This window comes from Brevundimonas sp. SPF441, assembly GCF_009661015.1.
In the GTDB taxonomy this organism is placed as follows: Bacteria; Pseudomonadota; Alphaproteobacteria; order Caulobacterales; family Caulobacteraceae; genus Brevundimonas; species Brevundimonas vesicularis.
In genome coordinates this window covers 1-23,461 of record NZ_WJWX01000018.1, presented here as the reverse complement: position 1 = coordinate 23,461, position 23,461 = coordinate 1, and the positions used below count along the sequence as shown (strand labels likewise).

At 64.6% G+C, this 23,461-nt stretch carries 32 protein-coding genes, 4 tRNA genes and 1 pseudogene; 19 read left to right on the top strand and 18 right to left on the bottom strand.

The window, feature by feature from the left end:
* Window positions 1-370: 370 nt before the first annotated feature.
* From GGC30_RS11115 to GGC30_RS11105, 3 genes are read right to left on the bottom strand one after another with little or no spacing between them, the layout of a single operon-like run.
* Window positions 371-523, bottom strand: a complete 153-nt coding sequence (locus GGC30_RS11115; protein ID WP_153924063.1) for a hypothetical protein — start codon at window positions 521-523, stop codon at window positions 371-373.
* The gene (locus GGC30_RS11110; protein ID WP_153924061.1) at window positions 520-894 is read right to left on the bottom strand and encodes a hypothetical protein; all 375 of its coding nucleotides are present in this window, start codon (window positions 892-894) and stop codon (window positions 520-522) included. Before GGC30_RS11110 ends, GGC30_RS11115 begins: the two co-directional genes overlap by 4 nt.
* Window positions 891-1,205, bottom strand: a complete 315-nt coding sequence (locus GGC30_RS11105) for a hypothetical protein (RefSeq protein WP_153924059.1) — start codon at window positions 1,203-1,205, stop codon at window positions 891-893. The genes GGC30_RS11110 and GGC30_RS11105 overlap by 4 nt, the downstream gene beginning before the upstream one ends.
* 291 nt (window positions 1,206-1,496) lie before the next feature.
* Here GGC30_RS11105 and GGC30_RS11100 point away from each other — a divergent pair, with 291 nt between their 5' ends.
* Window positions 1,497-1,754 carry a hypothetical protein gene (locus GGC30_RS11100; protein WP_153924057.1) on the top strand — a complete coding sequence of 86 codons (258 nt, stop codon included), beginning with the start codon at window positions 1,497-1,499 and terminating at the stop codon, window positions 1,752-1,754.
* 98 nt (window positions 1,755-1,852) lie between these two features.
* On the opposite strand, the gene GGC30_RS11095 is transcribed toward GGC30_RS11100, so the two are convergent.
* The 7 genes from GGC30_RS11095 to GGC30_RS11065 all read right to left on the bottom strand — a co-directional run bounded on the left by GGC30_RS11095 (window position 1,853) and on the right by GGC30_RS11065 (window position 6,154).
* Window positions 1,853-1,942, bottom strand: a tRNA-Ser gene (locus tag GGC30_RS11095).
* Window positions 1,943-2,029: 87 nt separating this feature from the next.
* A complete protein-coding gene (locus GGC30_RS11090) occupies window positions 2,030-2,962 on the bottom strand; it encodes an NAD regulator (RefSeq protein WP_153924055.1) in 933 nt (310 codons plus the stop codon).
* A 4-nt stretch (window positions 2,963-2,966) separates the two neighbouring features.
* Window positions 2,967-3,608, bottom strand: coding sequence for an HD family hydrolase (locus GGC30_RS11085; protein WP_153924053.1), 642 nt, complete (start codon window positions 3,606-3,608; stop codon window positions 2,967-2,969).
* Between the two features lie 94 nt (window positions 3,609-3,702).
* On the bottom strand, window positions 3,703-4,506 hold the full coding sequence (locus GGC30_RS11080; protein WP_153924051.1) for a methyltransferase type 11: 804 nt from the start codon (window positions 4,504-4,506) through the stop codon (window positions 3,703-3,705).
* A gap of 73 nt (window positions 4,507-4,579) precedes the next feature.
* Window positions 4,580-5,440 carry a MoxR family ATPase gene (locus GGC30_RS11075; protein ID WP_153924049.1) on the bottom strand — a complete coding sequence of 287 codons (861 nt, stop codon included), beginning with the start codon at window positions 5,438-5,440 and terminating at the stop codon, window positions 4,580-4,582.
* Window positions 5,441-5,503: 63 nt separating this feature from the next.
* Window positions 5,504-5,698, bottom strand: coding sequence for a hypothetical protein (locus GGC30_RS11070; RefSeq protein ID WP_153924047.1), 195 nt, complete (start codon window positions 5,696-5,698; stop codon window positions 5,504-5,506).
* Between the two features lie 12 nt (window positions 5,699-5,710).
* A complete protein-coding gene (locus GGC30_RS11065; protein ID WP_153924045.1) occupies window positions 5,711-6,154 on the bottom strand; it encodes a hypothetical protein in 444 nt (147 codons plus the stop codon).
* A gap of 156 nt (window positions 6,155-6,310) precedes the next feature.
* Here GGC30_RS11065 and flbT point away from each other — a divergent pair, with 156 nt between their 5' ends.
* Together flbT and flaF are read left to right on the top strand one after the other, a co-directional pair.
* Window positions 6,311-6,733, top strand: a complete 423-nt coding sequence (gene flbT / locus GGC30_RS11060) for a flagellar biosynthesis repressor FlbT (RefSeq protein ID WP_153924043.1) — start codon at window positions 6,311-6,313, stop codon at window positions 6,731-6,733.
* Window positions 6,693-7,058: a flagellar biosynthesis regulator FlaF gene (gene flaF / locus GGC30_RS11055; protein WP_055808591.1), complete on the top strand. Its 366-nt coding sequence runs from the start codon at window positions 6,693-6,695 to the stop codon at window positions 7,056-7,058. The genes flbT and flaF overlap by 41 nt, the downstream gene beginning before the upstream one ends.
* A 251-nt stretch (window positions 7,059-7,309) precedes the next feature.
* Here flaF and GGC30_RS11050 read toward each other — a convergent pair whose 3' ends face one another.
* From GGC30_RS11050 to GGC30_RS11020, 7 genes are all read right to left on the bottom strand, one after another.
* The gene (locus tag GGC30_RS11050; protein WP_228763708.1) at window positions 7,310-8,074 is read right to left on the bottom strand and encodes an exopolysaccharide biosynthesis protein; all 765 of its coding nucleotides are present in this window, start codon (window positions 8,072-8,074) and stop codon (window positions 7,310-7,312) included.
* Between the two features lie 99 nt (window positions 8,075-8,173).
* Window positions 8,174-8,359, bottom strand: a complete 186-nt coding sequence (locus tag GGC30_RS11045; RefSeq protein ID WP_039247297.1) for a DUF3008 family protein — start codon at window positions 8,357-8,359, stop codon at window positions 8,174-8,176.
* Between the two features lie 29 nt (window positions 8,360-8,388).
* The gene (locus GGC30_RS11040) at window positions 8,389-9,558 is read right to left on the bottom strand and encodes an isovaleryl-CoA dehydrogenase (protein WP_153924038.1); all 1,170 of its coding nucleotides are present in this window, start codon (window positions 9,556-9,558) and stop codon (window positions 8,389-8,391) included.
* Between the two features lie 43 nt (window positions 9,559-9,601).
* Window positions 9,602-10,747 carry a glycoside hydrolase family protein gene (locus GGC30_RS11035; RefSeq protein WP_153924037.1) on the bottom strand — a complete coding sequence of 382 codons (1,146 nt, stop codon included), beginning with the start codon at window positions 10,745-10,747 and terminating at the stop codon, window positions 9,602-9,604.
* Between the two features lie 78 nt (window positions 10,748-10,825).
* Window positions 10,826-12,244 carry a magnesium transporter gene (gene mgtE, locus GGC30_RS11030; protein WP_066551775.1) on the bottom strand — a complete coding sequence of 473 codons (1,419 nt, stop codon included), beginning with the start codon at window positions 12,242-12,244 and terminating at the stop codon, window positions 10,826-10,828.
* Between the two features lie 65 nt (window positions 12,245-12,309).
* Window positions 12,310-12,394: transfer RNA gene (locus GGC30_RS11025), tRNA-Leu, on the bottom strand.
* Between the two features lie 86 nt (window positions 12,395-12,480).
* Window positions 12,481-12,732 (bottom strand): FliM/FliN family flagellar motor switch protein, encoded by a 252-nt coding sequence (locus tag GGC30_RS11020; RefSeq protein WP_017505209.1) that lies wholly within the window; start codon window positions 12,730-12,732, stop codon window positions 12,481-12,483.
* Between the two features lie 65 nt (window positions 12,733-12,797).
* Here GGC30_RS11020 and lipB point away from each other — a divergent pair, with 65 nt between their 5' ends.
* The 4 genes from lipB to GGC30_RS11000 all read left to right on the top strand — a co-directional run bounded on the left by lipB (window position 12,798) and on the right by GGC30_RS11000 (window position 16,334).
* On the top strand, window positions 12,798-13,514 hold the full coding sequence (gene lipB, locus GGC30_RS11015; RefSeq protein WP_153924035.1) for a lipoyl(octanoyl) transferase LipB: 717 nt from the start codon (window positions 12,798-12,800) through the stop codon (window positions 13,512-13,514).
* Window positions 13,515-13,641: 127 nt separating this feature from the next.
* Window positions 13,642-15,126, top strand: a complete 1,485-nt coding sequence (locus tag GGC30_RS11010) for a hypothetical protein (protein ID WP_153924033.1) — start codon at window positions 13,642-13,644, stop codon at window positions 15,124-15,126.
* A gap of 77 nt (window positions 15,127-15,203) precedes the next feature.
* Complete coding sequence (msrB, locus tag GGC30_RS11005; RefSeq protein ID WP_153924031.1) at window positions 15,204-15,698, top strand: peptide-methionine (R)-S-oxide reductase MsrB; 495 nt, start codon at window positions 15,204-15,206, stop codon at window positions 15,696-15,698.
* Window positions 15,699-15,746: 48 nt separating this feature from the next.
* Window positions 15,747-16,334 (top strand): hypothetical protein, encoded by a 588-nt coding sequence (locus tag GGC30_RS11000; RefSeq protein WP_228763707.1) that lies wholly within the window; start codon window positions 15,747-15,749, stop codon window positions 16,332-16,334.
* 66 nt (window positions 16,335-16,400) lie between these two features.
* On the opposite strand, the gene GGC30_RS10995 is transcribed toward GGC30_RS11000, so the two are convergent.
* Window positions 16,401-16,475, bottom strand: a tRNA-Thr gene (locus tag GGC30_RS10995).
* A gap of 110 nt (window positions 16,476-16,585) precedes the next feature.
* Between GGC30_RS10995 and GGC30_RS10990 the strand changes: the two genes are divergently transcribed.
* The 12 genes and pseudogenes from GGC30_RS10990 to GGC30_RS10935 form a co-directional block, all read left to right on the top strand.
* Window positions 16,586-16,798: a hypothetical protein gene (locus GGC30_RS10990; RefSeq protein ID WP_153924023.1), complete on the top strand. Its 213-nt coding sequence runs from the start codon at window positions 16,586-16,588 to the stop codon at window positions 16,796-16,798.
* Window positions 16,799-16,900: 102 nt separating this feature from the next.
* On the top strand, window positions 16,901-18,190 hold the full coding sequence (gene murA, locus GGC30_RS10985) for a UDP-N-acetylglucosamine 1-carboxyvinyltransferase (RefSeq protein WP_153924021.1): 1,290 nt from the start codon (window positions 16,901-16,903) through the stop codon (window positions 18,188-18,190).
* Window positions 18,180-18,665, top strand: a complete 486-nt coding sequence (locus GGC30_RS10980) for a DUF2948 family protein (RefSeq protein WP_066551770.1) — start codon at window positions 18,180-18,182, stop codon at window positions 18,663-18,665. Before murA ends, GGC30_RS10980 begins: the two co-directional genes overlap by 11 nt.
* On the top strand, window positions 18,662-19,129 hold the full coding sequence (locus tag GGC30_RS10975) for a UPF0262 family protein (RefSeq protein ID WP_153924019.1): 468 nt from the start codon (window positions 18,662-18,664) through the stop codon (window positions 19,127-19,129). The genes GGC30_RS10980 and GGC30_RS10975 overlap by 4 nt, the downstream gene beginning before the upstream one ends.
* 103 nt (window positions 19,130-19,232) lie before the next feature.
* Window positions 19,233-19,451: a translation initiation factor IF-1 gene (gene infA / locus GGC30_RS10970; protein WP_008261544.1), complete on the top strand. Its 219-nt coding sequence runs from the start codon at window positions 19,233-19,235 to the stop codon at window positions 19,449-19,451.
* On the top strand, window positions 19,452-20,033 hold the full coding sequence (locus GGC30_RS10965) for a Maf family protein (RefSeq protein WP_284877656.1): 582 nt from the start codon (window positions 19,452-19,454) through the stop codon (window positions 20,031-20,033).
* On the top strand, window positions 20,030-21,064 hold the full coding sequence (locus GGC30_RS10960; protein WP_153924017.1) for a ribonuclease E/G: 1,035 nt from the start codon (window positions 20,030-20,032) through the stop codon (window positions 21,062-21,064). The genes GGC30_RS10965 and GGC30_RS10960 overlap by 4 nt, the downstream gene beginning before the upstream one ends.
* Window positions 21,065-21,067: 3 nt before the next feature.
* Window positions 21,068-21,232: a DNA gyrase inhibitor YacG gene (locus GGC30_RS10955; RefSeq protein WP_082854100.1), complete on the top strand. Its 165-nt coding sequence runs from the start codon at window positions 21,068-21,070 to the stop codon at window positions 21,230-21,232.
* Window positions 21,233-21,295: 63 nt separating this feature from the next.
* Window positions 21,296-21,371: transfer RNA gene (locus GGC30_RS10950), tRNA-Phe, on the top strand.
* A gap of 533 nt (window positions 21,372-21,904) precedes the next feature.
* On the top strand, window positions 21,905-22,786 hold the full coding sequence (locus GGC30_RS10945; protein WP_017505197.1) for a MotA/TolQ/ExbB proton channel family protein: 882 nt from the start codon (window positions 21,905-21,907) through the stop codon (window positions 22,784-22,786).
* Between the two features lie 5 nt (window positions 22,787-22,791).
* A complete protein-coding gene (locus GGC30_RS10940) occupies window positions 22,792-23,226 on the top strand; it encodes a biopolymer transporter ExbD (RefSeq protein ID WP_055754882.1) in 435 nt (144 codons plus the stop codon).
* 14 nt (window positions 23,227-23,240) lie between these two features.
* Window positions 23,241-23,461: pseudogene (locus GGC30_RS10935) on the top strand (energy transducer TonB); the annotation flags it as partial.

Sequence of the window (23,461 nt, the reverse complement as noted above, 5' to 3'; positions counted from 1 at the left end):
GGGGGCGCTGGCCTTCTCCTCGTCGTGACGGGCGTGGTCGCGCTGCTGGTCGTGTTCATGGCAACCAACGAGCGGGATCGCCGTATCGAGACTGGCGGCAGCACCCGGGGCGCGGACTTCGTCGCTCACTGCATTGTGGGCTTGAAACTGAAAGGAGCGGCGGACGCTGAGTGGGCCATGGCGCGGCCTGCTAGGTCGGAGCCGCTTGTTGGCAGCCCGGACCTGCCCCAGGAAGTCACCTGTATGGCCGAGATGCCAGACGGCCGATTGAGGCCCTACACGATCCGAGCGCTTTGCCCTGAGGGCGCGTCTGAGCGTTGCACTGAACTAGGCTAAGGGTCTGCCGGTATTTCGGCAGACCCTTCCTGGCCTAGTGGATGGTCCGCTGTCGGATTTCGGCTTCGATCCGATCCGGTGACGGTGTCCCCAGGCAGAGCAGATCGAATTCATCAAGGATGGCCTCGACCATCACAGCGCGGGCGTCGTCCGAGAGGGGCGGCTGGTTGTCGTTGGCGGCGATCATTGCGCCGCCTCGTGGGTCTCTGGAGTGCCATTTTCTGACGCCTCATCGTGCCCGAACGTCGCCATAGTCACCCCGCCGAAGCTGGGCTCGCGATCGCTGTCGTGGCCTTCGTCGTCGCATTGGGCACCTTCGTCTTCGCTCTCGTCCTCCCGGTCGTCGTCTGGCCCCTGAAGCCAAGCGTCCTGCGATCCGTGCCATGACAGGATGGGGACGGCCGCCGAAAGGCTGGGTTCGTCGTCGCCGGCGGGCTCCAGATCAGGATCGCCGTCGATGTCATCTAGAACGTTGATGAGGCGGTCGATCAACCGGCAGACCTGAGCCCGGAACTGATGGCGGGTGGCGGCGGGATGGATGGCCAGATCGACGCTCATTGGCCCCGCACCCCATTCAGCCACATCACGACCTGGGTCAGGATCATGGCGACGTCGGGCGAGGCTTCGTCGCGGTCGTGGAGATCGCGGAGCAGGGCCGTCAGCTTGATCTGGGCTTCAGCGGCCTTCGTGACCGGCCGGGCGACGAACTCGCGCCAGATGCCGGCTTCGATGTCGAGCAGGGCGTTGACCTGCTCGTCGGTATCGACGGCGACGCAGGCGGCGCGAGCGTAAGTCGCGAGGCTGCTGAGGGTCATGAGAGGGATGGTCTGTGCGATGGGCACAGGTGTGCTATTGGCGTGTGCAGCCATGACCTGATCTCCTAAGGATCGGTTGCGGTTAGGGCCGGGCGGTCGTTGGTAGCTTCCGCCTGGTCCGACATTCTGATATCAGGGTTTACATGGATGGTAAAGATACTCTGATATCAAAGAAGCGCCGGGGCCCCGCCCCCACGGGTCAGGGTGTGCCTGTCCTGGTCAGGCTTCAGCCAGAAATGCTGGGCAAGCTCGACGGGTGGCTGAGCGCGGAAGCTCGCCACAAGGGCCTGCCCAAGCCGAATAGCCGGGCCCACGCGATCCGACAGATATTGGGAGAGCGCTTCAATGACTGACAACCCGAACCAGGTATCACCTGAACGATTTCGCGAACTGAAGGCGATGCTTGCCGGCAAGCAAGATCCAGAGGATGCGAAAGCCGTGTTGCGCGCGCTCGCTGATGATCCAACGACGCCACCAATCCTCCGCTTCAACATCGCAAGCGCTATGCTCGACCTCGCCACTGGCCGTTCTGTTCAGAGCACGATGGCTCGTCTTCGGCGGGCGTCCGGTCTCGACCCGGAGAAAAAATCGCGCGGTTCGTGACTTTGATCCGAACGAAAACAGGCGATTTCGCTATTGATGGGCCGATTGATGGGTAGCCCCCGGCGTGGGGCAATTTCCTAAGCTAAATCAATAGGAAATGGCGGAGAGGGTGGGATTCGAACCCACGGTACCCTTCCAGGCACGCCGCATTTCGAGTGCGGTACATTCGACCACTCTGCCACCTCTCCGCGGCGCCGGTATCGCTTGGTCGAGCGAGGGGCTTCTCTAGTCGGAGCCGCAGCGCTTCGCAACCCGTCTGTGAAAGAAATCCGACGCTATCTTTGCGCGGGCAAAGACAGGCCCGGCGCGGCGCCGGTCTGGGCGTCCACGCCCTTGAATCGAAACAGTTCGGCGGGTCGGCCACCCGTGGTGGAAGAGAGCTGTCCGGTGGGTTCGACCAGCCCCGTGCGCTCTACGCCGCGTCGAAAATTCTGCTTGTGCAGGCTCAGGCCCGACACGGCCTCGGCGCCCGCCTGGAGTTCAGACAGGGTGAAGACGCCGGGAGTCAGATCGAACAGGACCGGGCGGTATTTCAGCTTGCTGCGCAGACGGCCAAGCGCCGTCGCCAGGATGCGCCGGTGATCCGAGGACATGATGCGGCCCGGCATGGGCTGTGTGGGTGACAGGTCGGCGTCGCGCCAGGCCTCTGCGACCAGACGCGCTTCGTAAAGCAGTTCATAGCGCTCCAGGACCCGCTCCTCGTTCCAGCGGTGCTCGGGCGTCAGGGCGAACAGGGCGCGGGCGCGGGCCAGGCGGTGCTCGTCGCCATCGGCCCAGGCGTGCAGGCCTTCCATGATTCGCGCATCGTGACCGCCGCGCCGATCTTCCCAGGGAAAGAACTCGAACACGGCGTCCCAGCGGGCGTCGTGGGTCTGGCCTTCCGCCGCGTCGGGCGTCAAGGCCAGATAGCCGACGGAGACCTCTCTGTAACGGCCGGGGCCGGGCGTCGCGCGCGGCGAGGCGCGGCCCGCGTCGCCGAAGGTGTAGAGCTGTTCGACGAAGCCTAGTCGGAACCCTGTCTGGGCGGTCACAAAGTCCCGCAGGGCGCGCTCGAAGGTGCGGTCGCGCACGGGATCAAACGGCCCGAAGGGCAGGGCCCGCGAACCGTCCTCGGTCGGGGTCGTCAGGACGACGGCCTGTCGGTCTTTCAGGGTCATCACGACCGCCGACAGACCGATGCGAACGCCGTCCTCCGCCCCTTGGGTCATCGTGTTATTCCGTGTGCCAGGCGTCGTCGGCGGGGATCAGGCCGACAGCGCCAGCCAGGACGCGGTAGCGTTCCAGATATCGGGCCTGGGCGACGGGCGCAGGTTGAGGCTCGATCGTCAGGCTGTATCCCTCGGGCGGGCTGCCGAAGAAGCCCAGCGATTCCTTTTCAGTGAAACCCGCCAGCTGCGTCGCCTCGAAGAAGGCGCAGGCCTTGTCGGCCTTCTTGATCAGCGTCTTGATCGTCTGCGGCGTCTTGGGCGGCAGGCCGTAGCGCAGGTGGATCGCGGCTTCCAGCTTGGCCTCGAAGTCCTTGTACCCGGCCCCGAGCGCCGCCTTGAACGGCGAGATCATGTCGCCGATGACGTATTCCGAGGCGTCGTGCAGCAGGGCGGCCAGACGCCATTTCGGATCCAGGCCGGGCTTGATGTGGGCGGCGATCTCTTCGACCACGCACGAGTGCTGGGCGACCGAGAAGGCGTGCTCGCCGATGGTCTGACCGTTCCAGCGGGCGACGCGCGCCAGGCCGTGAGCGATGTCCTCGATCTCGATGTCGAACGGCGACGGGTCCAGCAGATCCAGGCGACGACCGGACAGCATGCGCTGCCAGGCGCGGGTGGCGTTCTTCTTGGTGGGGCGCTCGGCCAAATCGCGTGTCCTGATCGCTTGTCGGCTGGTCAGGTGACGCAAAGATACGCCGGGATCAAGCGGGAGGCACCAGACGGCGCAGGAAATCGCCGCGTCAGCGTCCGACGTTCAGTGTGACCAGTTCCTTGGCGTCGTCGAAAATGCCGTCGTTTCTACGATCCTTGGACCTGACCACGGCGATGACGATCGGGCCGCCGCTGGGGCCGCGCGCCTCGAAGCCGACCTGGCGCCAGCCCGCATCGCCGGGCTGATCGTCAGCCAGAATATAGGTCATGCGCGTCGCCGCGCCCGGCGCACGGGTGCGCACGCGCGTGGAGTTGTCGTTGGCGTCCACGCTGACCGTCGAGGTTTCTGTGCGGACGTTTTGTCCGTCCTTGGACTGGATGTTGATGCCGCCGATGCGGACGCTGGCGTTATCGCCCTGGGTCTCGATCTTCAGGCCCGGCAGGCGGACCGAGGCGTCTTCGCCGCGCGTCTTGATGTCGACCCCAGGCGCCTGGACGGAAGTCGTATCGCCTGCCTCGATCGATGGCGGAGGCGGCGGCGCATCGCCTGCGCCCGGGGCCAAGCGCGCGACCGTATGGGGCAGATCGGCGCTGGCGCGCGCTTCGAAGTCCCGCAGGACGTCATCGACGGAGCGACCGTCCAGCTTGACCAGATGCAGCACGACGTCGGCGCCCTTGGGGCCGCCATAGACGCAGTTCGCGCCGCCCGCCGCCGCCAGGCCCTTTCGCGTCAGAACGCCAAGATTGTCGGGGCATTGCAGGGCGTCGATCACCTTTAATACGCCTGCGCCCTGATCGTCGCTGGACGAGGTGGTGGTGATGCGGACCGAGTTGTCGCCGTCGCAGGCGGCCAGGCTGGCGCTGAGGGCTAGATAAAGCAGGATATGACGCATGGTCGAACCTCTCTTGGCCTCCATTCTGCCCGCTGCGGCCGCGTGATCCAGTGAAATCGCGGTAATCACAGGGTCAGCCGCCGGGGCGCGAGCCTTCGCGGCGGTTCAGGAAGGCCAGACGTTCGAACAGATGCACGTCCTGCTCGTTCTTGAGCAGCGCGCCATGCAGCGGCGGGATCAGCTTGTTTGGCGTCTTCTCACGCAGGGTCTCAGCATCGATATCCTCGACCAGCAGCAGCTTCAGCCAATCCAGAAGCTCCGAGGTTGACGGCTTCTTCTTCAGGCCCGGCGTGTCGCGGATTTCGTAGAAGGTCTTCAGCGCCTGGGACACCAGGCGCGGTTTGATGCCGGGGAAGTGCACGTCGACGATCGCGGACAGGGTCTCGGCGTCGGGGAAGCGAATGAAGTGGAAGAAGCAGCGCCGCAGGAAGGCGTCGGGCAGTTCCTTCTCGTTGTTGGAGGTGATGATGACGATGGGACGAACTTCGGCGCGGATCGTCTCGTCCGTTTCCTGGACGTAGAATTCCATCCGATCCAGTTCCTGAAGCAGGTCGTTCGGGAACTCGATGTCGGCCTTGTCGATCTCGTCGATCAGCAGGACGGGACGGGCAGGGGCGGTAAAGGCCTCCCACAGCTTGCCCTTCTTCAGGTAGTTGCGGACGTCATGCACGCGTTCCTCGCCCAACTGGCTGTCACGCAGGCGGCTGACGGCGTCGTACTCATAAAGGCCGTTATGGGCCTTAGTCGTGGATTTGACGTGCCAGGTGATCAACGGCGCATCGAAGGCCTTGGCGATCTCATAGGCCAGGACCGTCTTGCCTGTGCCGGGCTCGCCCTTGATCAGCAGGGGACGCTCCAGTGCGACCGCGGCATTCACCGCGACCTTGAGGTCGCTCGTGGCGATATAACGGTCCGTGCCTTCGAAACGGTTCATAGAAAAACCCACTCCGTGTTTCCACGGAGTGGGTTAGCGGATCACTTGCGTCGTGAACAGCGATCAGGTGATGCGCTTGGCCGAGACTGGATCGCTGGCGGGAAAGGTCTCTTCCAAGCCTTCATCGACCAGCGCTTCTTGGCGGCTGTCGGACTTGTCGATCTTGTCGAGCTGGTCCGGCACGCCGCCCTGCGAGGTCGTGCGCTTGGCGTGCGGGGCGTCGGGCGACGCGTCGTGACGGGCTTTGTCGTCGGTCATGTCATTCTCTCCTTATCGCGCCGGAGCGTCTTGATCGCCGTCCGGGCCGTATCCCAGGTCCGTGATGTCGTCATCCGAGAGCCGTTTGGCCTCCCAATGGGCGGCGCTGGCCTGTGCGCCGCGTTCGTTTTCCATGAGGCCCGAATAGACGAGCTCGACTTCATCTGGTGCTGACGGAGGCCCGCCTTCGGCGTCGATCTGATCGCGGTTTTCGCCATCGACGCCCAACAGGGCGTCGGCTTCGCGTTCGATGCCGTCGAGGGCCAACTGGTCATCGAGATCGACCTCGGCGTCCTCGTCGAAATCCTCTTCGTCGGCGTCGCCATCGGCCTGGGTCACGTCCAGCACCTGGTCGGCTTCATCCAGCAGAAATCCGCCGTCGCCCTCGTCGTCCAGATGGGTTTCGTCGAACGTCTCAGACTGTTCCTGATCGTCCTGATAGTCGTTGTCCGGCATGGTCGTCTCCTCTTCGACAAGCCAACGCAACGGCGACGATACGCGTTCCAGCGGATCGATCTCACAAGGGATGGTTAACCGATGCCGGGGTAGGGTCTGATTCACTCTGAGCCGTCGTGCGCGACCGGCTCGACCACGACTGGAGTACGGTCCTCAATGGCCTTGAAGCTGTCGCTGAAACCCGGCGAGAAGTTCGTTTTGAATGGCGCCGTGGTCCAGAACGGCGATCGTCGCGGCGTGCTGATCCTCCAAAACCGCGCCAGCGTCCTGCGCGAGAAGGACATCATGCAGGCCGAGGACGTCACCACGCCCGCACGCCGCATCTATTTCCCGATCATGATGATGTATCTGGACGAGAGTTCGGCGTCGAAGTTCTTCGACGAACTCGCTCTGCGGATCACCGAATTCATGGGCGCGACGCAGAACCCGGACGTCCTGGCCGAATGCGTCTCGGCCTCGCGTCATGTGCTGGCGCGCGAATACTATAAGGCCCTGATGTCGGCGCGTAAGATTGTCGAGTATGAAGAGAGAGTGCTGAATGTCGCTTCAGGCCTACACAGCGGCGACAGCGAGGGCTGAGAGCCCGCGCGACCTGGAGTACCGTCTGTTCGGTCAGGTCACGCGCGCTCTGGTTCACGCCTCGACCGTCGACGAGTCCGACATCGCCACACGTATCGACGCGCTGGACTGGAATCGGCGCCTCTGGTCGACGCTGGCCGGCGAGTGCAGCGATGCAGGCAACGCCCTGGGCGCTCCGATGCGCGCGCAGATCATTTCCCTGAGCCTGTTCATCAATCGCCATTCCTCGGCGATCATGCGGGGCGAAGAGAGCTTTCAGGATCTGATCGATATCAATCGCATGATCATGCAGGGCCTGTCCGGCGGGGCGTCGCCGACGCAGTAGGTCGGCACGCGTTCACGAAAGCGCGAAGCCCATTGGCGCAAGGCGTTGAGCCGTCTTATGTTTCAGCTCCCTGTTCAACAGTCGAAAGGAGGTGATCCAGTGTCTCATTGTCATCAATCGCGAGCGGCGACCGCGACCCTGGTCCTCGGAGAGGGCCTGGTCTGAGCCTTTCAGACTGAGTTGCGGCCGGACCGTTCGCGGTCAGGCAATGAAGGGTCGTCGGGGAAACCCGGCGGCCCTTTTTGTCGCCGTCAGTGCAGCAGTTTGGCGAACCAGCCGGTCACGTGCTGGGCCACCTCGACCACCGTCGCCCAGATCAGGAACAGATAAAGAGCGCTGGCTGCGGTGGCGACGACGCCGAGCAGGATGGCGACCCCGTCGCGCTGCATCATGCCCAGGGCGAACAGAACCAGGGCGATGCCGGGCAGGGCGTCTCCAAACGGGATGGGCAAGGCCATGATCAGGGCCAGCACGACGCAGACCAGGCCGGTGAAGGTGTCGGCGACATCGCCGGTCAGCAGCGGCAGGCGAGGGCGGGTTAAGCGTTCGATGGCGCGCACCATCTTGAGGACGCTCAGGCCGTTCGGGCGTCTGCGAACGGCGCGCCTCACGCCGTCGGAAAAGATGTAGCGGCGCCCGGCGATCCGCACCTTTGCCGACAGGACCCAGCGGCGTAGCCAGGCCGGGGCTGCGAACGGCGTGGCGATCAAGGACGTGTATGCGGCGCGAGACACAGAGGCTTTCAACATCCAGCGCGGCAACCACACGCTCTGCCTCTGGAAGGCGAGTTCCAGGGACATCAGGATGATCGGTACGGCGAAGACCGCCTTGCCGCCCGGCGGCCAGGGCAGGAGCGCCAGCAGCGACAGGATCAGAATCATGGCCCCAAAGCCGCGCTCGCCGAACGACGCGACCAGTTCGGCCATGGTCAGCTTGGGTTCTGGGGCGTGGCCGAGGTCTTCAAGAACGTCGGAGAACCGCCGCAGGTCGTCGTTCGGAGGCGGTTGGGCGGGCATCAGGCGGGGCGCTCGGCTGGAGATTGCGCCCATCTAGGCGGTCGGCGCGCGGATCGCCACTTACAGGACGGACAGGCGATCAGATAAATCGACTGTGTCTCAGTCCTGCACGTGTTCGGGTTTGCCCTTGCGCTTGGTTTCGGCAAGGTCTTCCAACTGCTTTTCCGTCATGGACTCGACCATGGACTTGGACGCGCCCTTCAGCTTTGACTTCGGCGTGTCTCCTCGCTTGGCCGACAGGGCGGCGCCGGCGGCCTTCTGCTGAGCGGCGGATTTGGCGGGCATGGTCTGTCTCCTTTTGCGGAAACAAGGCGTCAGCCGCCGAGCAGTTCCCGTCCGATCAGGAAGCGGCGGATCTCGTTGGTGCCGGCGCCGATGTCATAGAGTTTGGCGTCGCGAACCAGTCGTTCAACCGGCCATTCCTTGGTGTAGCCGGCGCCGCCCAGGGCCTGAACGGCCTCCATCGTGACCTTCACCGCATTTTCGGACGCCAGCAGGATCGCACCCGCCGCGTCGTAGCGCGTTGTCAGGCCGGCGTCGCAGGCCCGGGCGACCGAATAGACATAGGCGCGGGCGCTGTTCAGGGCGACGTACATGTCGGCGATCTTGCCCTGCATCAGCTGGAACGAGCCAATCGGCTTGCCGAACTGCTTGCGGTCACGGACATAGGGCAAGACCACGTCGAGTGCTGCCTGCATGATGCCGAGCGGACCGGCGGCCAGAACGGCGCGCTCATAGTCCAGGCCGCTCATCAGCACGCCGGCGCCGCCGCCCAGCGGACCCATGATATTGTCTTCCGGCACTTCGCAATCTTCGAAAACCAGTTCGGCGGTGTCCGAACCGCGCATGCCCATCTTGTCCAGCTTCTTGCTGACGCTGAACCCCTTCATGCCCTTTTCGATCAGGAAGGCGGTGCAACCCTTTGATCCTGCATCCGGATCGGTCTTGGCGTAGACGACGAGAGTGTCGGCGTGGGGCGCGTTGGTGATCCAGAACTTGGTGCCGTTCAGGATGTAGCGATCGCCCTTCTTTTCAGCGCGGGTGCGCATCGACATGACGTCGGAACCTGATCCGGCCTCGGACATGGCCAGCGAGCCGACATGCTCGCCGCTGATCAGCTTGGGCAGATATTTCTGCTTCTGCTCGTCCGTGCCCCAGCGCCGGATCTGATTGACGCACAGGTTGGAGTGGGCGCCGTAGCTCAGGCCGATCGAGGCCGAGGCACGCGACACTTCCTCCATCGCGACGACATGTTCGAGGTAGCCCAGGCCAAGGCCGCCGAACTCTTCCTCGACAGTGATTCCGTGCAGGCCCAGTTCGCCCATCTCGGGCCAGAGTTCGCGTTTGAATTCGTTTTTTTCGTCGATCTCGGCGGCCAGCGGGGCCAGGCGATCGGCGGCCCAGCGGGCGGTGGTGTCGCGGATGGCGTCGGCGTTATCGCCAAGGCCGAATTCCATGGATTGGGGCGCGAAGGGAATGCTCATGCGCTAGGGCGTAGCATCGCGCACGGCCTTTCGCCAAGCGCTGTCAGACGCGGTCAGCCCGTCCCCAGCGCCGATAGCAGTTGTAGCCCGACACCCCCAGGCAGGCGGCGGCGACCAGGATCAGGACCCAAGCGACCGTGGCGGTGTCGCTGCTGTTCGATATCGACGCGCGGCGAAAGGCGGCCATAGCGACGCCGAGACACAGGGCGCCCAGGCCGCCCATGATGACGAAGGTCAGGGTTTCCCCCAGGCCCGAGCGCCGCTTGGCCCGAGCGCGGGCCACGACTTCGCGCGTGCTCAGCACGTCTTCGCTGGGTGTCGCATCAACCTCAATGGCCGTTGCGGCGGCGCTGTCGCCGGACGCGGCTTCGGCCAGTCCCGGCGCGGTCAGCACCACGCTGGTCTTCTGCGCATCGGCGAAGCCCGACGGCGTCTCAGGCTGTTTGGCCTCAACCGGCGCGTGGATGTCGTTGGCCGCGATGATCGGCGCAGCGACGGAGACGGTCTCCGATTGCCCGGTCAACGGCACGACGTCCGGGAGCGCACCGACAGCCGTCGCGGCATAGACGGCGTGGGGCTGAGGCGCGGTGGTCGCTTGAGCCAGCGCTGCGCCGTCTTGCGCCGGGAAGGGAGCGACGGCTTCATCCAGGGCGCCGTCGACGGCGGGGAGGGTCGGTTCATCCGTCTCGAAAGGAGACGGCAGGGGCGCGGCCAAAAGATCCGCCAAGGTAACCGGCGCGCCGGGTGCGGCGTTGAACAGCGCGTGTTCAGCGGAACGACGGCGGGTTGGCGTCTCTGCGGCGGCTTCATCGGCCCAGGCGCTCAAAGACGCCGACGCCTGCCGGGCAGACCCCGCATTCAACTGTTCGACCACGTCGGAGGCGGCAAACCTGTCAGCGCCGATGGAAAAGGCGAAACTGGCCAGGGCGTCGAACTGATGCTGGTTGAGGGGAACGCGGACATGATCGGTCACGGCCTGCACGACCGGGATCAGGTCGTATTGCATAAGCAGTTCGGCCTCGGCCTCGGACACCCTCGCGCCCTCGCGGGCCGACTGGGTGTGGCCATAGCCGATGACCCAGCGACCGTCGCTGCGCTGCATGGCCCGAGGCCGGAAGCCTTCGAAACTCTTGATCAGCAGGACGCCCTCGCGGGACACCTTGCTCGGTTTGGGGAGGACGTCAGACACAGTTGACCCAATTGGAAACAGGCGCGCGGCGCTCGCACCGCTCCCAGCAAGGGCCGCGCCGGATCGTCCGCGTCGTGTCTAGAGCAGCACCAGTGTGGCCAGACCAAGGAAGATCAAGAAGCCGAAGAAGTCGGTGGTCGCCGTGACGAACACGGCCGACGACACGGCAGGGTCGAACTTCAGCTTGGACAGGGTCAGGGGCGTCAGGACCCCGATCGAAGCGGCGACCAGCAGGTTCAGGATCATGGCCGCGCCTATCACCAGGCCGATCTTCCAGTCTTCGTCCCGGAACCAGAAGCCGGCCGCGATGCCGATTAGGGGGGCCAGGATCAGGCCGTTGGCCAGGCCGACCATCATTTCACGCCAGAAGGTGCGCGGGGCGTTCGAACTGTTCAGCTCGCGTGTCGCCAGGGCGCGCACGGTCACGGTCAGGGCCTGGGTGCCCGCGTTGCCGCCGATGGCCGAGACGATCGGCATTAGGACGGCGAGGGCGACGATCTGCTGGATGGTGGCCTCGAACAGGCCGATGACGCTGGCGCCCAGCGCCGCCGTCGCCAGATTGATCGCCAGCCAGGGCACGCGACCGCGCACGATCTCGGGCACGGACGAACCGCGGTCCTCGTCTGCGACACCGGCCAGACGCAGAATGTCCTCGCGGTTTTCTTCCTGAATGATGTTGACGATGTCATCGACGGTGATCTGACCGACCAGCCGACCGGCCGCGTCCACGACGGGCGCCGAGATCAGGTGGTATTTCTCGAAGATGTAGGCGACTTCTTCCTGATCCTGATCGACGGCGATCTCGTTGATCGGCTCCATCAGATCGGTCAGGGCGACGGTTCGGGCGGCGCGTAGAAGACCGCTGATCGGCACGCCGCCGACCGGACGGTTCAGCGGATCGACGACATAGATGTCGAAGAAAAGCTCGGGCAGGTCGTCGCCCTGTTTGCGGATGTGGTCGATGGTGTCGCCCACGCTCCAGAACTGGGGCGCGGCCATCACCTCGCGCTGCATCAGGCGGCCGGCGGACTCTTCCGCATAGCCCAGGCTGCTTTCGATGGCGGCGCGATCGACTTCGGGCATGGCGGCCAGAACGCGTTCGCGCTGGTCGTCTTCCAGGTCTTCGACGACGGCGGCGGCGTCGTCGGAATCCAGTTCCTGCAGCGCCTCAGCCAGGGTGCCGTGCGGGACCCGCTCCAGCACCTCTTCGCGGATATTGTCGTCGAGCTCGGGCAGGGTCTCGGCCAGAAGCTCGGGCGGCAACCACAGCACGACGACGGCGCGGTGTTCCGCCGTCAGAAAGCCCATCAGGTCAGCGACGTCGGCCGGGTGCAGGTCTTCCAGCAGCGAGCGCAGCCGCATCCCGTCGCCGTCGTCGGCGGCGTCCACGACTTTCTCGACGAATTGCGGGGTGAGGACATAGTCCTCGTCCAGGGCGGCGTGGTCTTCGTTATCGAGCGTCTCGTCTGGAGCAAAGGCGGTGTCCGTGGTGCTCACGTGGTCGCCTCCCTTGGTAGAATGTCCAGCCGTACTTAGCCGATGAATCGCCCTGTTTAGCCAGATGGTGCGGTCGAGAAGACTCGAACTTCCACGGGTTGCCCCACAGCGACCTCAACGCTGCGCGTCTACCAATTCCGCCACGACCGCTCGCATCGGAGCGGCGGCGAATAGACGAAGCCGTTGGAAAAGGAAAGGGCGAAATGAACGACGCAAAGACGTCGCGGATCAAAGCCTCAGGCCGACCCGGCCATGAAGTCGTACACGTCCGCTTGGCGGGTGACGGTGATGGCGATACGGTCGTCTCGGATCTCGATTTCGCCGCGCGCGACCGGATAGTTGTTGGCTAGGATCCAGACCTCGTCGCCCTCTGCGGCGTCCAGGGGAATCACCGCGCCGCGACCCATGCGCAGCAGTTGCGACATCGGCAGCACCGAGCGACCCAGCACCACTGAGATTTCGACATCGACGGCGTTGATCTGGGTCACGTAAAGCTCTCTTCACTGGAGGGCCGTCTCTTGCAGAAACGCCCTGGCGACCACATTGAAGCGTCATGCTTGCTGAGCCGTTAAGCCCGTCCCTTCAGAAACTGCGTCTCGACGATGGCCAACCGGTCGAATGGGCCGTGTCGAAAGGCTACGTAGACTATGCGGCCGCGGAGGCCTTCATGGAGGCGCGCGTCGCCGCCATTGCGGCCGGCGAGGCGAATGAGATGGTCTGGTTGCTGGAACATCCGCCGCTCTACACAGCCGGCGTCTCGGCCAAGGACGACGACCTTCTGGATGCCGGCCGGTTTCCGGTGCATCGCACGGGGCGAGGTGGACAGTTCACCTATCACGGCCCGGGACAGCGCGTGGCCTATGTGATGCTGGACCTGAACCGACGCGGCAAGGACGTCCGGTGTTTCGTGCGCGGGCTTGAGCTGTGGCTGATCGGCGCCCTGGATACGTTTGGCGTAAAGGCCGACATCCGGCCGGGTCGCGTGGGCGTGTGGGTCGAGCGCAAGGGGGCGGGCTGGTCGCGCGAGGACAAGATCGCCGCCATCGGCGTCAAGGTCCGCAAATGGGTCAGCTTCCACGGCATCAGTCTGAACGTGGAGCCGGATCTGGATCATTTTGGCGGCATCGTCCCCTGCGGCATTCAGGAACACGGCGTCACCAGCCTGGTCGATCTCGGCGTTCTGGCGACGATGGATGAGGCGGATGAGGCCTTGAGGCGCAGCTTCGATCGGATCTTCGGCGCAGCGGTCGAGGCGTCGGCGCCGCTTTGATGCGCGCCGCATCGCCGCAGCCCATGTGACAATCGGGCGAAATCCCGCGCGGCGGGGTTGGCAAGCGCCGGACGCATGGGGTTTAACCTTTCCCACGAGCTTGAAATCAAAGGCCGCAGGAAACCCCATGAACCGAATGATCGCCGCCGCATCGGCCGCCGTTCTGTCGCTGACCGTCGCTGCTGGCGCCGCTGTCGCACAGGATTTTCGCGCTCTGGCGCAGCAAGACCTCCAAGCCGCGCATGACGCCTTGGCCGCCAACCACCCCGCCGCCATGATTCCCGGCGCGCCCAGCGAAGCGTTTCGCAGCTGGATCGATGCCGGCCTGACCGATGCGCAAGGCAAGGTGGGACGCGTGAATAGCGGCGACAGCCACGCCTATCTGATGCGCTACTACGCCAACGGCTTCCGCGATTCGAACATCGCGATTCGCCCGACCTACGAAGGCCTCGGCCCCTTCTTCGCGACCAGCTGGCCGGGCGTGACCACGGCGTGGCGCAACGGCGAATATGTCGTCTCCTATGTGAAGCCCGGCGTTCGCAACGTGCCGCCGCTCGGCGCGACCCTGGTCAAATGCGGCGACAAGACCGCCGCTCAGTTGGCCGAAGAGCGGCTGGACCGCTGGGAAGGCGACCTGACGACGGAAGCCGGACGTGTCCGCACCGCCCCCTATCTGCTGTGGAACCGCAATAACCCGTTCACCGGCGGCGTTCCGTCGCTGTGCACCTTCAAGGTCGGGCGTCGTGATCGCGACTTCCAGATGCAGCCCCAGCCGGCCGACGCCGCCAGCCTGGAAGCCGCCTATCGCGCCACCGTCTATACGCCGGGCGCCAATCCGCTGTCGGTCGAGACGGTCGACGGCCGTCCGTGGATCAATGTCCACACCCTGGCTGACGACGCCGGATGGGACGCCTTCTACGCCGCTGTCGAAGCCCAACTGCCCGCCATTCGCGGCGCGCAGGGTCTGGTCATCGATCTGCGCGGCGCAAACGGCGCTTCGCTGAATGCGACGGGCAAGGGCTATGGCCTAGCCAACCGCATCTGGACGCCGGAGTTCACCGTCAGCCGTCAGCCTGAAGCCGGCTCGATCACCTACCGCGCCACGCCCGCGAACCGTCAGTGGTTCGCCGACACCCTGGCGCGCATGCAGGCCGATCCGCGCTTCGTCGCCGAATCCGGCCCGGTGATCGAACAGACCCAGGCCATCGTCGCCGCCTTCGATTCGGCCCTGGCCGCCAATCAGCCGACCTTCACCATGCCGGGCCGTCCTTCGGTGGCGGACACGGGCGCAGCAAACCCTGTGGCGGGTCCGGTCGTGGTCCTGGTCGACAGCGGCTGCACCAGCGGCTGCTTGGATACGCTGGACCTGCTGACGCGCCTGCCGAACGTGCGCCTGGCCGGATCGGTGACGGCGGAGGACTCGATCTTCATCGAGCCGACCGTTCTGCGCCTGCCGTCGAACTATGCCGAGCTGACCTATGGTCATAAGGCCTGGACCACGCGCCAACGCGGCAACGATGCGCCCTTCACCCCGGCGCAAGGCCTTGCCTATACCGGATCGGCGACGGACGAAGCGGCCGTGCGCGCCTGGGTCGGGACGCTGTTCCAATAAGTAAGGACCGGTCGGTCGAATGAACGAGGGGCGGGCAGGGGGTGGAACCCTTGGCCCGCCCTTCTTATTTGCACTCCATGACCGATCTCGCCCAAACCTCCGAAACCCTCCGTTCGCCGTCCGGCTATGACCTGACGCCGCCGAACGCCGAAGAACGCGCCCGGCTCGAAGCCGATTTGAATCCTGAGGAAAAGCGCGTCCTGCTGTCCCATGGAACGGAGGCGCCGTTTTGCGGCACTCTGCTGGGTGAGAAGCGGGCTGGCGTCTTCTGCTGCCGCGAATGCGGCTTGCCGTTGTTCAAGAGCGGAACCAAGTTTGAAAGCGGCACCGGCTGGCCCAGCTTCACCGAGCCGGTCGATGAAGCGCACGTCGACGCGATCCGCGACACCAGCTACGGCATGATCCGGATCGAGACCCAATGCGCACGGTGCGGCAGCCACCAGGGTCACGTCTTCCCCGACGGCCCGCCGCCCACCGGAAACCGCTATTGCATCAACTCGGTCGCGCTCAGTTTCGTAGCCGAGGGCGAGGCCCTGCCGGACCCCCTGCATCGCGGCGACGGCATCGCCTGACCTTGGCCTCAATCGCTGTGCTAGGATGATGTCGAACGGAGGTGGCCTATGCTGATCGCAAGTTTCTTGGCGGGTGTGGCGCTGGCGGCGTCGGACGGTGATCCGGACGGCGTGGTCACGACGGCGCCGACAAATGCGCCAACCCTGGCCCAGGCCCTGGCTGCGACGCCTGAGGCGTCGGTGACCGCGCCGACGGCCCAGGACGCCGCCCCGCACGGCATGACCACCGAACAGCAGATCCAGAACTGGATCAGCGCGCGCACGCCGGGCGCAACCTTCGACGAAAGCGCAGAGCCGGGCGCGCCGGCCGAGCGTAAGATTCATGGCATGGTCGAGGCCGGAATCGGCACCGGCGGCTATCGCAGCTATGGCGCGGCCGTTTCCTTGCCCGTCGGCGAGAACGGCCGCCTGGACCTAGCCTACCGCGAAGGCCGCAATGAACCCTGGGGATACGGCTACGGCGGCTATGGTCTGCGCGGACCGGGCTTCTATTCGCCTTATGGCGGCGGCTGGCGCGGTCGAGGCTATGGGACCGACACCACGACCAAGTCGATGTCTATGGGGTTCAGCTGGAGCAAGGACGGGGACGCGAATGACCGCGATCCCTATCGCCGCGGTCTGTACGGCTACGACTGAAGGCTTTTTTGTCCGATCTGGAAATCAAAAAGGCCCGGCGAAAGCCGGGCCTTTTCAAGTCTCAGATGGTGCCGCCGGGGGGAATCGAACCCACGACCTCAGCCTTACCAAGGATGCGCTCTACCACTGAGCTACGGCGGCCCCGACTGAGGAAGCGGCCGTATAGCCAAACCCTTCCGGGGAGGGAAGCGGCTTTTTGACGATCTGAAAGAAAGTTTGGACATGGCCCGTGATCACGGCATCATCGCGCCATGACTCGCACGCCGCATGACGCCGATACGCCCTCCGCCGCCGCGCAGGCGACGCCGATCGTCGAATCGGGGCCCGGATTTGAAAAGGCCCAGTCCGAAAGGGAAAGGGCGAAGGCGGAAAAGGCCATGCGGCTGGCCTCCGCCCTTCGCACCAACCTGCGACGCCGCAAGGCGCCCGCGCGGACGCCTGCTGCGCCGCGCGACAGCAACTGAAAGTCATCGGCTCGCGATCACGCAGCCCTTTGGCAAGCGCTCGCCGGCTTGCTAGAGAACCTTCCCCCCGAGGCGTTGGCATCGGGCGCGCTTAAGGACGTCATGGACAGCATCGCCATTCAGGGCGGCGCCCAGCTTTTCGGGGACATTCCCGTCAGCGGCGCCAAGAACTCCGCCATCAAGCTGATGGCCGCCTCGATCCTGACGGATCAGCCCTTGCTGCTGACCAACATGCCGCGTCTGGCCGACACCCGGTTCCTGGGTCAGTTGCTGCGCCAGTTCGGCATCGAAGTGACTGAGCGTGACAATGCGGACGGGCAAGAGAGCCTGTTCCACGCCAAGGACCTGACCTCGACCTTCGCGCCCTATGATCTGGTGCGCCAGATGCGGGCTTCGTTCAATGTGCTGGGGCCGTTGCTGGCGCGCACAGGCGAAGCCAAGGTCTCGCTGCCGGGCGGCTGCACCATCGGCGCGCGTCCGGTCGATCTGCACCTGCAGGCGCTGACGGCGCTGGGCGCCGAGATCGAGCTGGACGAAGGGTATGTCACCGCCCGCGCGCCCAAGGGCCTGAAGGGCGCCGAGATCGAGTTCCCCTTCGTCTCGGTCGGCGCCACCGAACACGCGCTTCTAGCCGCTGTGCTGGCTGAAGGCACGACTGTCCTGCGCCGTGCTGCGCGCGAACCCGAGATCGGCGATCTGGCCCACTGTCTGACGGCCATGGGCGCCAGGATAGAGGGCATCGACACCAACGTCCTGACCATCACCGGCGTCTCGTCGCTGAATGGAACGACCTGGTCTGTAATTCCCGACCGGATCGAGATGGGCTCCTACGCCGTCGCCGCCGCCATGGCGGGCGGCGAGGTGCGTCTGACCAAGGCGCGGGCTGAGTTGATCGGTTCGTTGACGGACAAGATGGTCGAGGCGGGCGTCGAGGTCTCGCCGACCGCCGACGGCGTTCTGATCAAACGCGACCCGAAGCAGCGCCTAAAGGCCGTGGACGTCGAGACGGCCATCTATCCGGGCTTCGCCACCGATCTCCAGGCCCAGTTCATGGCGCTGATGACGACGGCGGAAGGCGTCAGCACGGTTCGCGAGACGATCTTCGAAAACCGCTTTATGCATGTGCCGGAGTTGGCGCGACTTGGAGCCGACATTTCGGTTCACGCCGGAGAGGCGCACGTCAACGGCGTCGAAGTTCTGCACGGTGCACAGGTTATGGCCACGGATCTTCGGGCTTCGATGTGCCTGGTCATCGCGGGCCTCGTCGCCGAGGGCGAAACGACGGTCGGACGCGTCTATCATCTGGATCGCGGTTTCGAGCGTTTGGAAGAAAAGCTCGGCGCGTGCGGAGCCGACATCCGCCGCATAAAGGGAACAGGTGATGAGCACTGAGATCGATGGCGTCATCCCCGAAGCCAAGGCGCCGGTCGAACCGCTGCGCCTGCTGGCCGAGGACGCCGACGATCTTCAGATCATCTCCGCCGCGCTCCAAGACGCCATCCTTCGGCCCGTCGATATCGTCTGGGAAAAGGCGGCGCGGACCCTGACCATCGCCTTTAGCCGCTTCTGCTGGGAGTGCGGCGGGACGCGCGTGATGTGCGCCATGCAGTTCGGCGACGTTCTGGCGGTCAAGAGCCGCCGCCTGTCGCGCAGCCCCGACGCCTCGCTCGAACTGCTCGCGCTCGACTTCATTCCGACCGAGGATCTGAGCGGGCGCGTCATCCTGATGTTCGCCGGCGGCGGTGATTTGCGAATCGACGTCGAATGCCTGGACGCCGTGGTCACGGACATCTCCGACCGCTGGCCTGCACGGATCGCGCCGACCCACCTGGACACGCCCGAACTGGACGAAGGGACTGCGGCATGAGCGCCGATCACAAGCTGGCCTCGGTCGAACTGGACGCCGCGACCCTGCCGGCGGCGACGGCCGAGATCGAGCACGAGCGTCGCGTCGCCATCTTTGATCTGGTCGAGAAAAACAGTTTCGAGCCCGTCGGCGCCGAGGGCGGACCCTACAGGTTGAAGCTGTCGCTTCAGGACAATCGTCTGGTGTTCGACATCGACGGCGAGAACTTCACGCGCACCTACGCCATTAGCCTGACGCCGCTGAAGGGTGTGATCAAAGACTATCTGTTGATCTGCGACAGCTACTATGAGGCTCTGCGCGGATCCTCGGCCAGCCAGATCGAATCGGTCGATATGGGCCGGCGCGGCCTTCACAACGAAGGGGCCGAGCAGCTGAAGACGCGGTTGGACGGCAAGATCGTGGTCGATCACGAGACGTCGCGGCGCCTGTTTACATTGCTCTGCGCCCTCTACCGTCGCGGCTGACCTCGACTATCTCTGTGTTTTCGGGCATTAGGCCCGTCCATTCCGCCCCTCGCGCCCGCCCGGCGTGGGGTCGAACGCATATTCAACGGGCGTGAGAGGCCGCATGGCTAAGGAAGAACTGCTCGAGTTTCCCGGCACCGTCAGCGAACTGCTGCCGAACGCCACCTTCCGCGTGACGCTCGAGAACGACCACGAGATCATCGCCCACACCGCCGGCAAGATGCGCAAGAACCGCATCCGCGTTCTGGCCGGCGACAAGGTGCTCGTCGAAATGACCCCCTACGACCTGACCAAGGGTCGCATCACCTATCGCTTCAAGTAAGTGGCTGCGGGTCGCCCCGAACTGGTGCTGGCTTCGGCCAGCCCGCGCCGCATCGAATTGCTGGCGCAGGTCGGGATCACGCCCGACCATATCGATCCCGCCGATATCGACGAAACGCCTCTGAAGGGTGAGACTCCGCCGCGTCTGGCCGAACGGCTCGCCACCTCGAAAGCCCTGGTTGTCGCAGAACGCCGTCCCTCCGCGGTCGTCATCGCCGCCGATACGGTTGTCGCTGTCGGGCGTCGCTTTCTGGAAAAGGCGGCGGACGAGGCCGAGGCGACACGTTTCCTGAAACTGCTGTCCGGCCGCAATCACCGCGTCTTCACCGGCGTCGCCGTCTGGCGCGACGGAAAACTATCGTCGCGCGTCAACGAAACCCGCGTAACTTTCAAACCCCTATCTGACCACGAGATCGCGTCCTACGTCGCCACGGGTGACTGGCGTGGAAAGGCCGGCGGCTATGGCATCCAGGGGCCTGCGGCCGCCTTTATTCAGCGAATCGTCGGCAGCCATCCGTCCGTGATGGGCCTGCCCGTCTATGAAGCCGTCCAGCTTCTGCACGGCGTCGGCTGGCGTTCATGAGCGGTGCAGTCGAGGTCTTCCTCGACGAGACGCCTGGCGAGACGCGTGGCGCCATCATGCGCGACGGCCGCTACACCCATCTTCTGATCCACCGCGAGGATGATGTGGCGCAGACCCGGCTCGGCGCCCGCTCGGTGGGGCGTGTCATCGAGGTGAACCCCGGCTTGCGCGGCGCCTTCGTCGATATTGCCGCACCGACCGCCGCCTTTCTGCCTTTCCCGAGAAATGACCGAATTACCCAAGGTCAGCGGCTAGAAGTCGTCGTCACCACCGAACCTCGTGCCGGGAAAGGAGCGGTGGTCCGTCGTCTGGGGCCGGGGGAGGGGACGCCTCGTCTGATTCAAGCCGCGCCCAGCATCGCCGAGCAGTTGCGCGACCTCGCGCTGGGCGAGGAATCAGTCACCGGCATCGCCGCCATCGACGCCGTGGTCGAGGCGGAGGAGGAGGCTCTGGCTCAATCCATCGTTTTCGCCTCGCACGGAATCGATCTCGCCATAGAGCGCACCCGCGCCTTGGTGGCGGTGGACATCGACTTCGCCCCTACGCCCGGTCGTGATCCGAAACAGGCAAGGGCGGCTGCGAATCGCGAGGGGTTGAAACAGGCGGCGCGGCTGATCGGCCTGCGGAACTGGGGTGGTTTAGTCGTCATCGACATGGTCGGGGACGGTCAGGACGCGGAGGCCCAGGCCAAGGTTGCGCGGGCCGCGTTCGGTCACGAACCCCAGGCCGTCATCGGACCTGTCAGTCGATTCGGCCTGTTGCAGATGTCGCTTCCCTGGCGTCGCACGCCGATCGAAGAGCTTCTGCTCGACGCCGGCGGACGCCCGTCTGTTCAAACACGAGCCTTGTCTGTCGTGCGCGCTGTGCGACGGCAGCTTCTGGTCGATACCCTGTCGCCGCGCATCATCGCGCGTTGCGTGCCGGAAGAAGCCCTGATTGCTCATCCGCTGGCGGCTCGTCTGGGACCGCGAGCGGTGATCGAGGCCGATCCCGCGATCCCGGCTGGGCGCGGACGAATAGAAGAGGGTTGAGCCGTGGCTTCCTGTCCCATCTGCCGCAAGGCCGACGCCGATCCCAAGTACAAGCCCTTCTGCTCACGCCGCTGTTCCGACGTCGATCTGCAGCGCTGGTTCACTGGCGGCTACGCCATTCCGGTCGCCTTGGACGAGGGTGCGGAAGATGATGACGAAAAGGACTGATTGGGCGCTGGACAGGCGGAAAAGCCTCCCCTATAGACCCGCCTCTCGCGACGCCGCGTCGGCGCCTGGATAGCTCAGCTGGTAGAGCAGCGGATTGAAAATCCGCGTGTCGGTGGTTCGAACCCGCCTCCAGGCACCATCTTTTCTTACACCGTGAAAATCGATTGTTTCGGGCGCATGATCCTGCACTGCGGCCTTTGCGCCGCCCATCGGTTTTGGCTGGCTTGCAGCGATCAGCCCTACAACTTGCTGTATTGGGAAATGATCGCGCTCAGGATGGCCGTTTTGAACAAACTTGCTTCATCTGACGTCAGATCATCATCAAAATGTCGCGCGGCTGCACTTTAATGCGCCGGTTGGTGGAACTTTTCTCCATGTCTCTCGACGGGTTAAAAGCCCCTCTTGTCCCTTGACGCTCCGGTAAGGGTTCGTCAAAGGGTTGAGGCGCCTTCGCAAGAAGACGTTAATGCGGATCGCCGGGGACGTGTCTCCGAAGGTTCGACCAGCGGAGACGAGACGGGCGACCGGCTCGATCTCCACCGAAGATTTCAGCGGGCTCTGATCCTCGAAAGGACGGGCGCGTTGAAGGAAACATTTCAGGTTGGGGGGCGGTCGCTGACTATGGCCGCACCTTTGGTTCCACGAGTCAGACCAAGCAGGAACTGGCGAATTATGCTGAACAGCAAAAAGACGAATATCCTTCTCGCCATGGCCGGCGCCGCCGCGCTGATGGCGAGCTCGCCGGTCCTGGCCCAGGCCCCGGCCGAGCCCACCCCGGCCGCCTCGACTGCGGCTCCCGCAGCCGCCGCTCCGGCTGCCGGCGAAGCTGATCCCGCAACGGTGAACGACGCCGTCGGCGGCGGTCACGGCGACATCACCCCAATCTCCATGTTCATGGAAGCCACGGTCGTCGTTAAGGTCGTCATGGCCGGCCTGCTGCTGGCCTCGATCCTGTCGTGGACCCTGCTGCTCATCAAGCTGTTCGAGTTCGGCGCTCTGAACCGCAAGACCGACAACTTCCTCGAAAACTTCCGCGGCGCCCGCACCATCGCTGACATGCGCGCTGTCTCGACCCAGGAAGAGTTCGACGGCAACCCGCTGGCCGACATGGCCGCCGCCGCCACCGAGGAAATCGAACTGTCGCGTCAATCGGGTCTGTCGGTCACCGGCGATCACCTCGACTCGGCCATGGCCCGCGCTCAGTCGGCTGTCGCCGCCGTTCAATCCGGTCTGGCCCTGCGCCTTTCAGGCGGTCAGCAGTTCCTGGCTTCGGTCGGCTCGATCGGTCCGTTCGTCGGTCTGTTCGGCACCGTGTACGGCATCATGAACTCCTTCATCGGTATCGCCCAGTCGAACACGACCAACCTGGCCGTCGTGGCGCCGGGTATCGCTGAAGCTCTGCTGGCCACCGGTATCGGTCTGTTCGCCGCTATTCCGGCCGTTGTCTTCTACAACTACTTCAACACCCGCATCGCGGCTTACGGCACGCGCGCCGACGGCTTCGCCGCTGAGCTGCTGAACGGCATCTCGCGTCAGCTCGACAAGGGGGCGTAAGACGGATGGCCGCCAAGATTAAATCGGGCGGCGCTGGCAACCTGCCTCAGGCCAACAGTGATATCAACGTTACGCCTTTCGTTGATATCATGCTGGTCCTGCTCATCATCTTCATGGTGGCGGCTCCGCTTGCCTCTGTGTCGGTGCCTGTCGAGTTGCCAATCGCCGTCGCCAAGGCGGCCCCGAACCCGCCCAAGCCGGTCTATATTTCGATCCAGAATGACGGCGACGTCTATGTGGGCGACTTCAAGACCGACGTCGGATCCCTGGGCGCCGATCTGAAAGAACAGATCGGTTCCCGGAACCCGGCCGATGAGCGGATATTCATTCGGGGCGACCAGAACACCCGTTACGGCGACTTCATGCAGGTCATGAATGCGCTGCAGGATAACGGCTTCTATAGCGTTGCGCTGGTCGGCGAAGACCAGGCGACGAGTTAGGATGCGGAGATAGTATGACAGACGTCGAATATCATCGCAGTCGCTACGACGTACCCAAGAAGAAGGGCTTCATGGGGGTGTCCTACCCCGTGCTGATCGTCTGCCTGATGGTGGTCAGCATCTTGTTCGCGTTGCTGATCTTCTTTGTTCAGCAGTCCAAGTTCAAGCTGAAGGAGTTCAACTACGTCGACGAGTCCGTCGAGGTCGAGTTGGTCGCTGTCTCTGATACACATCG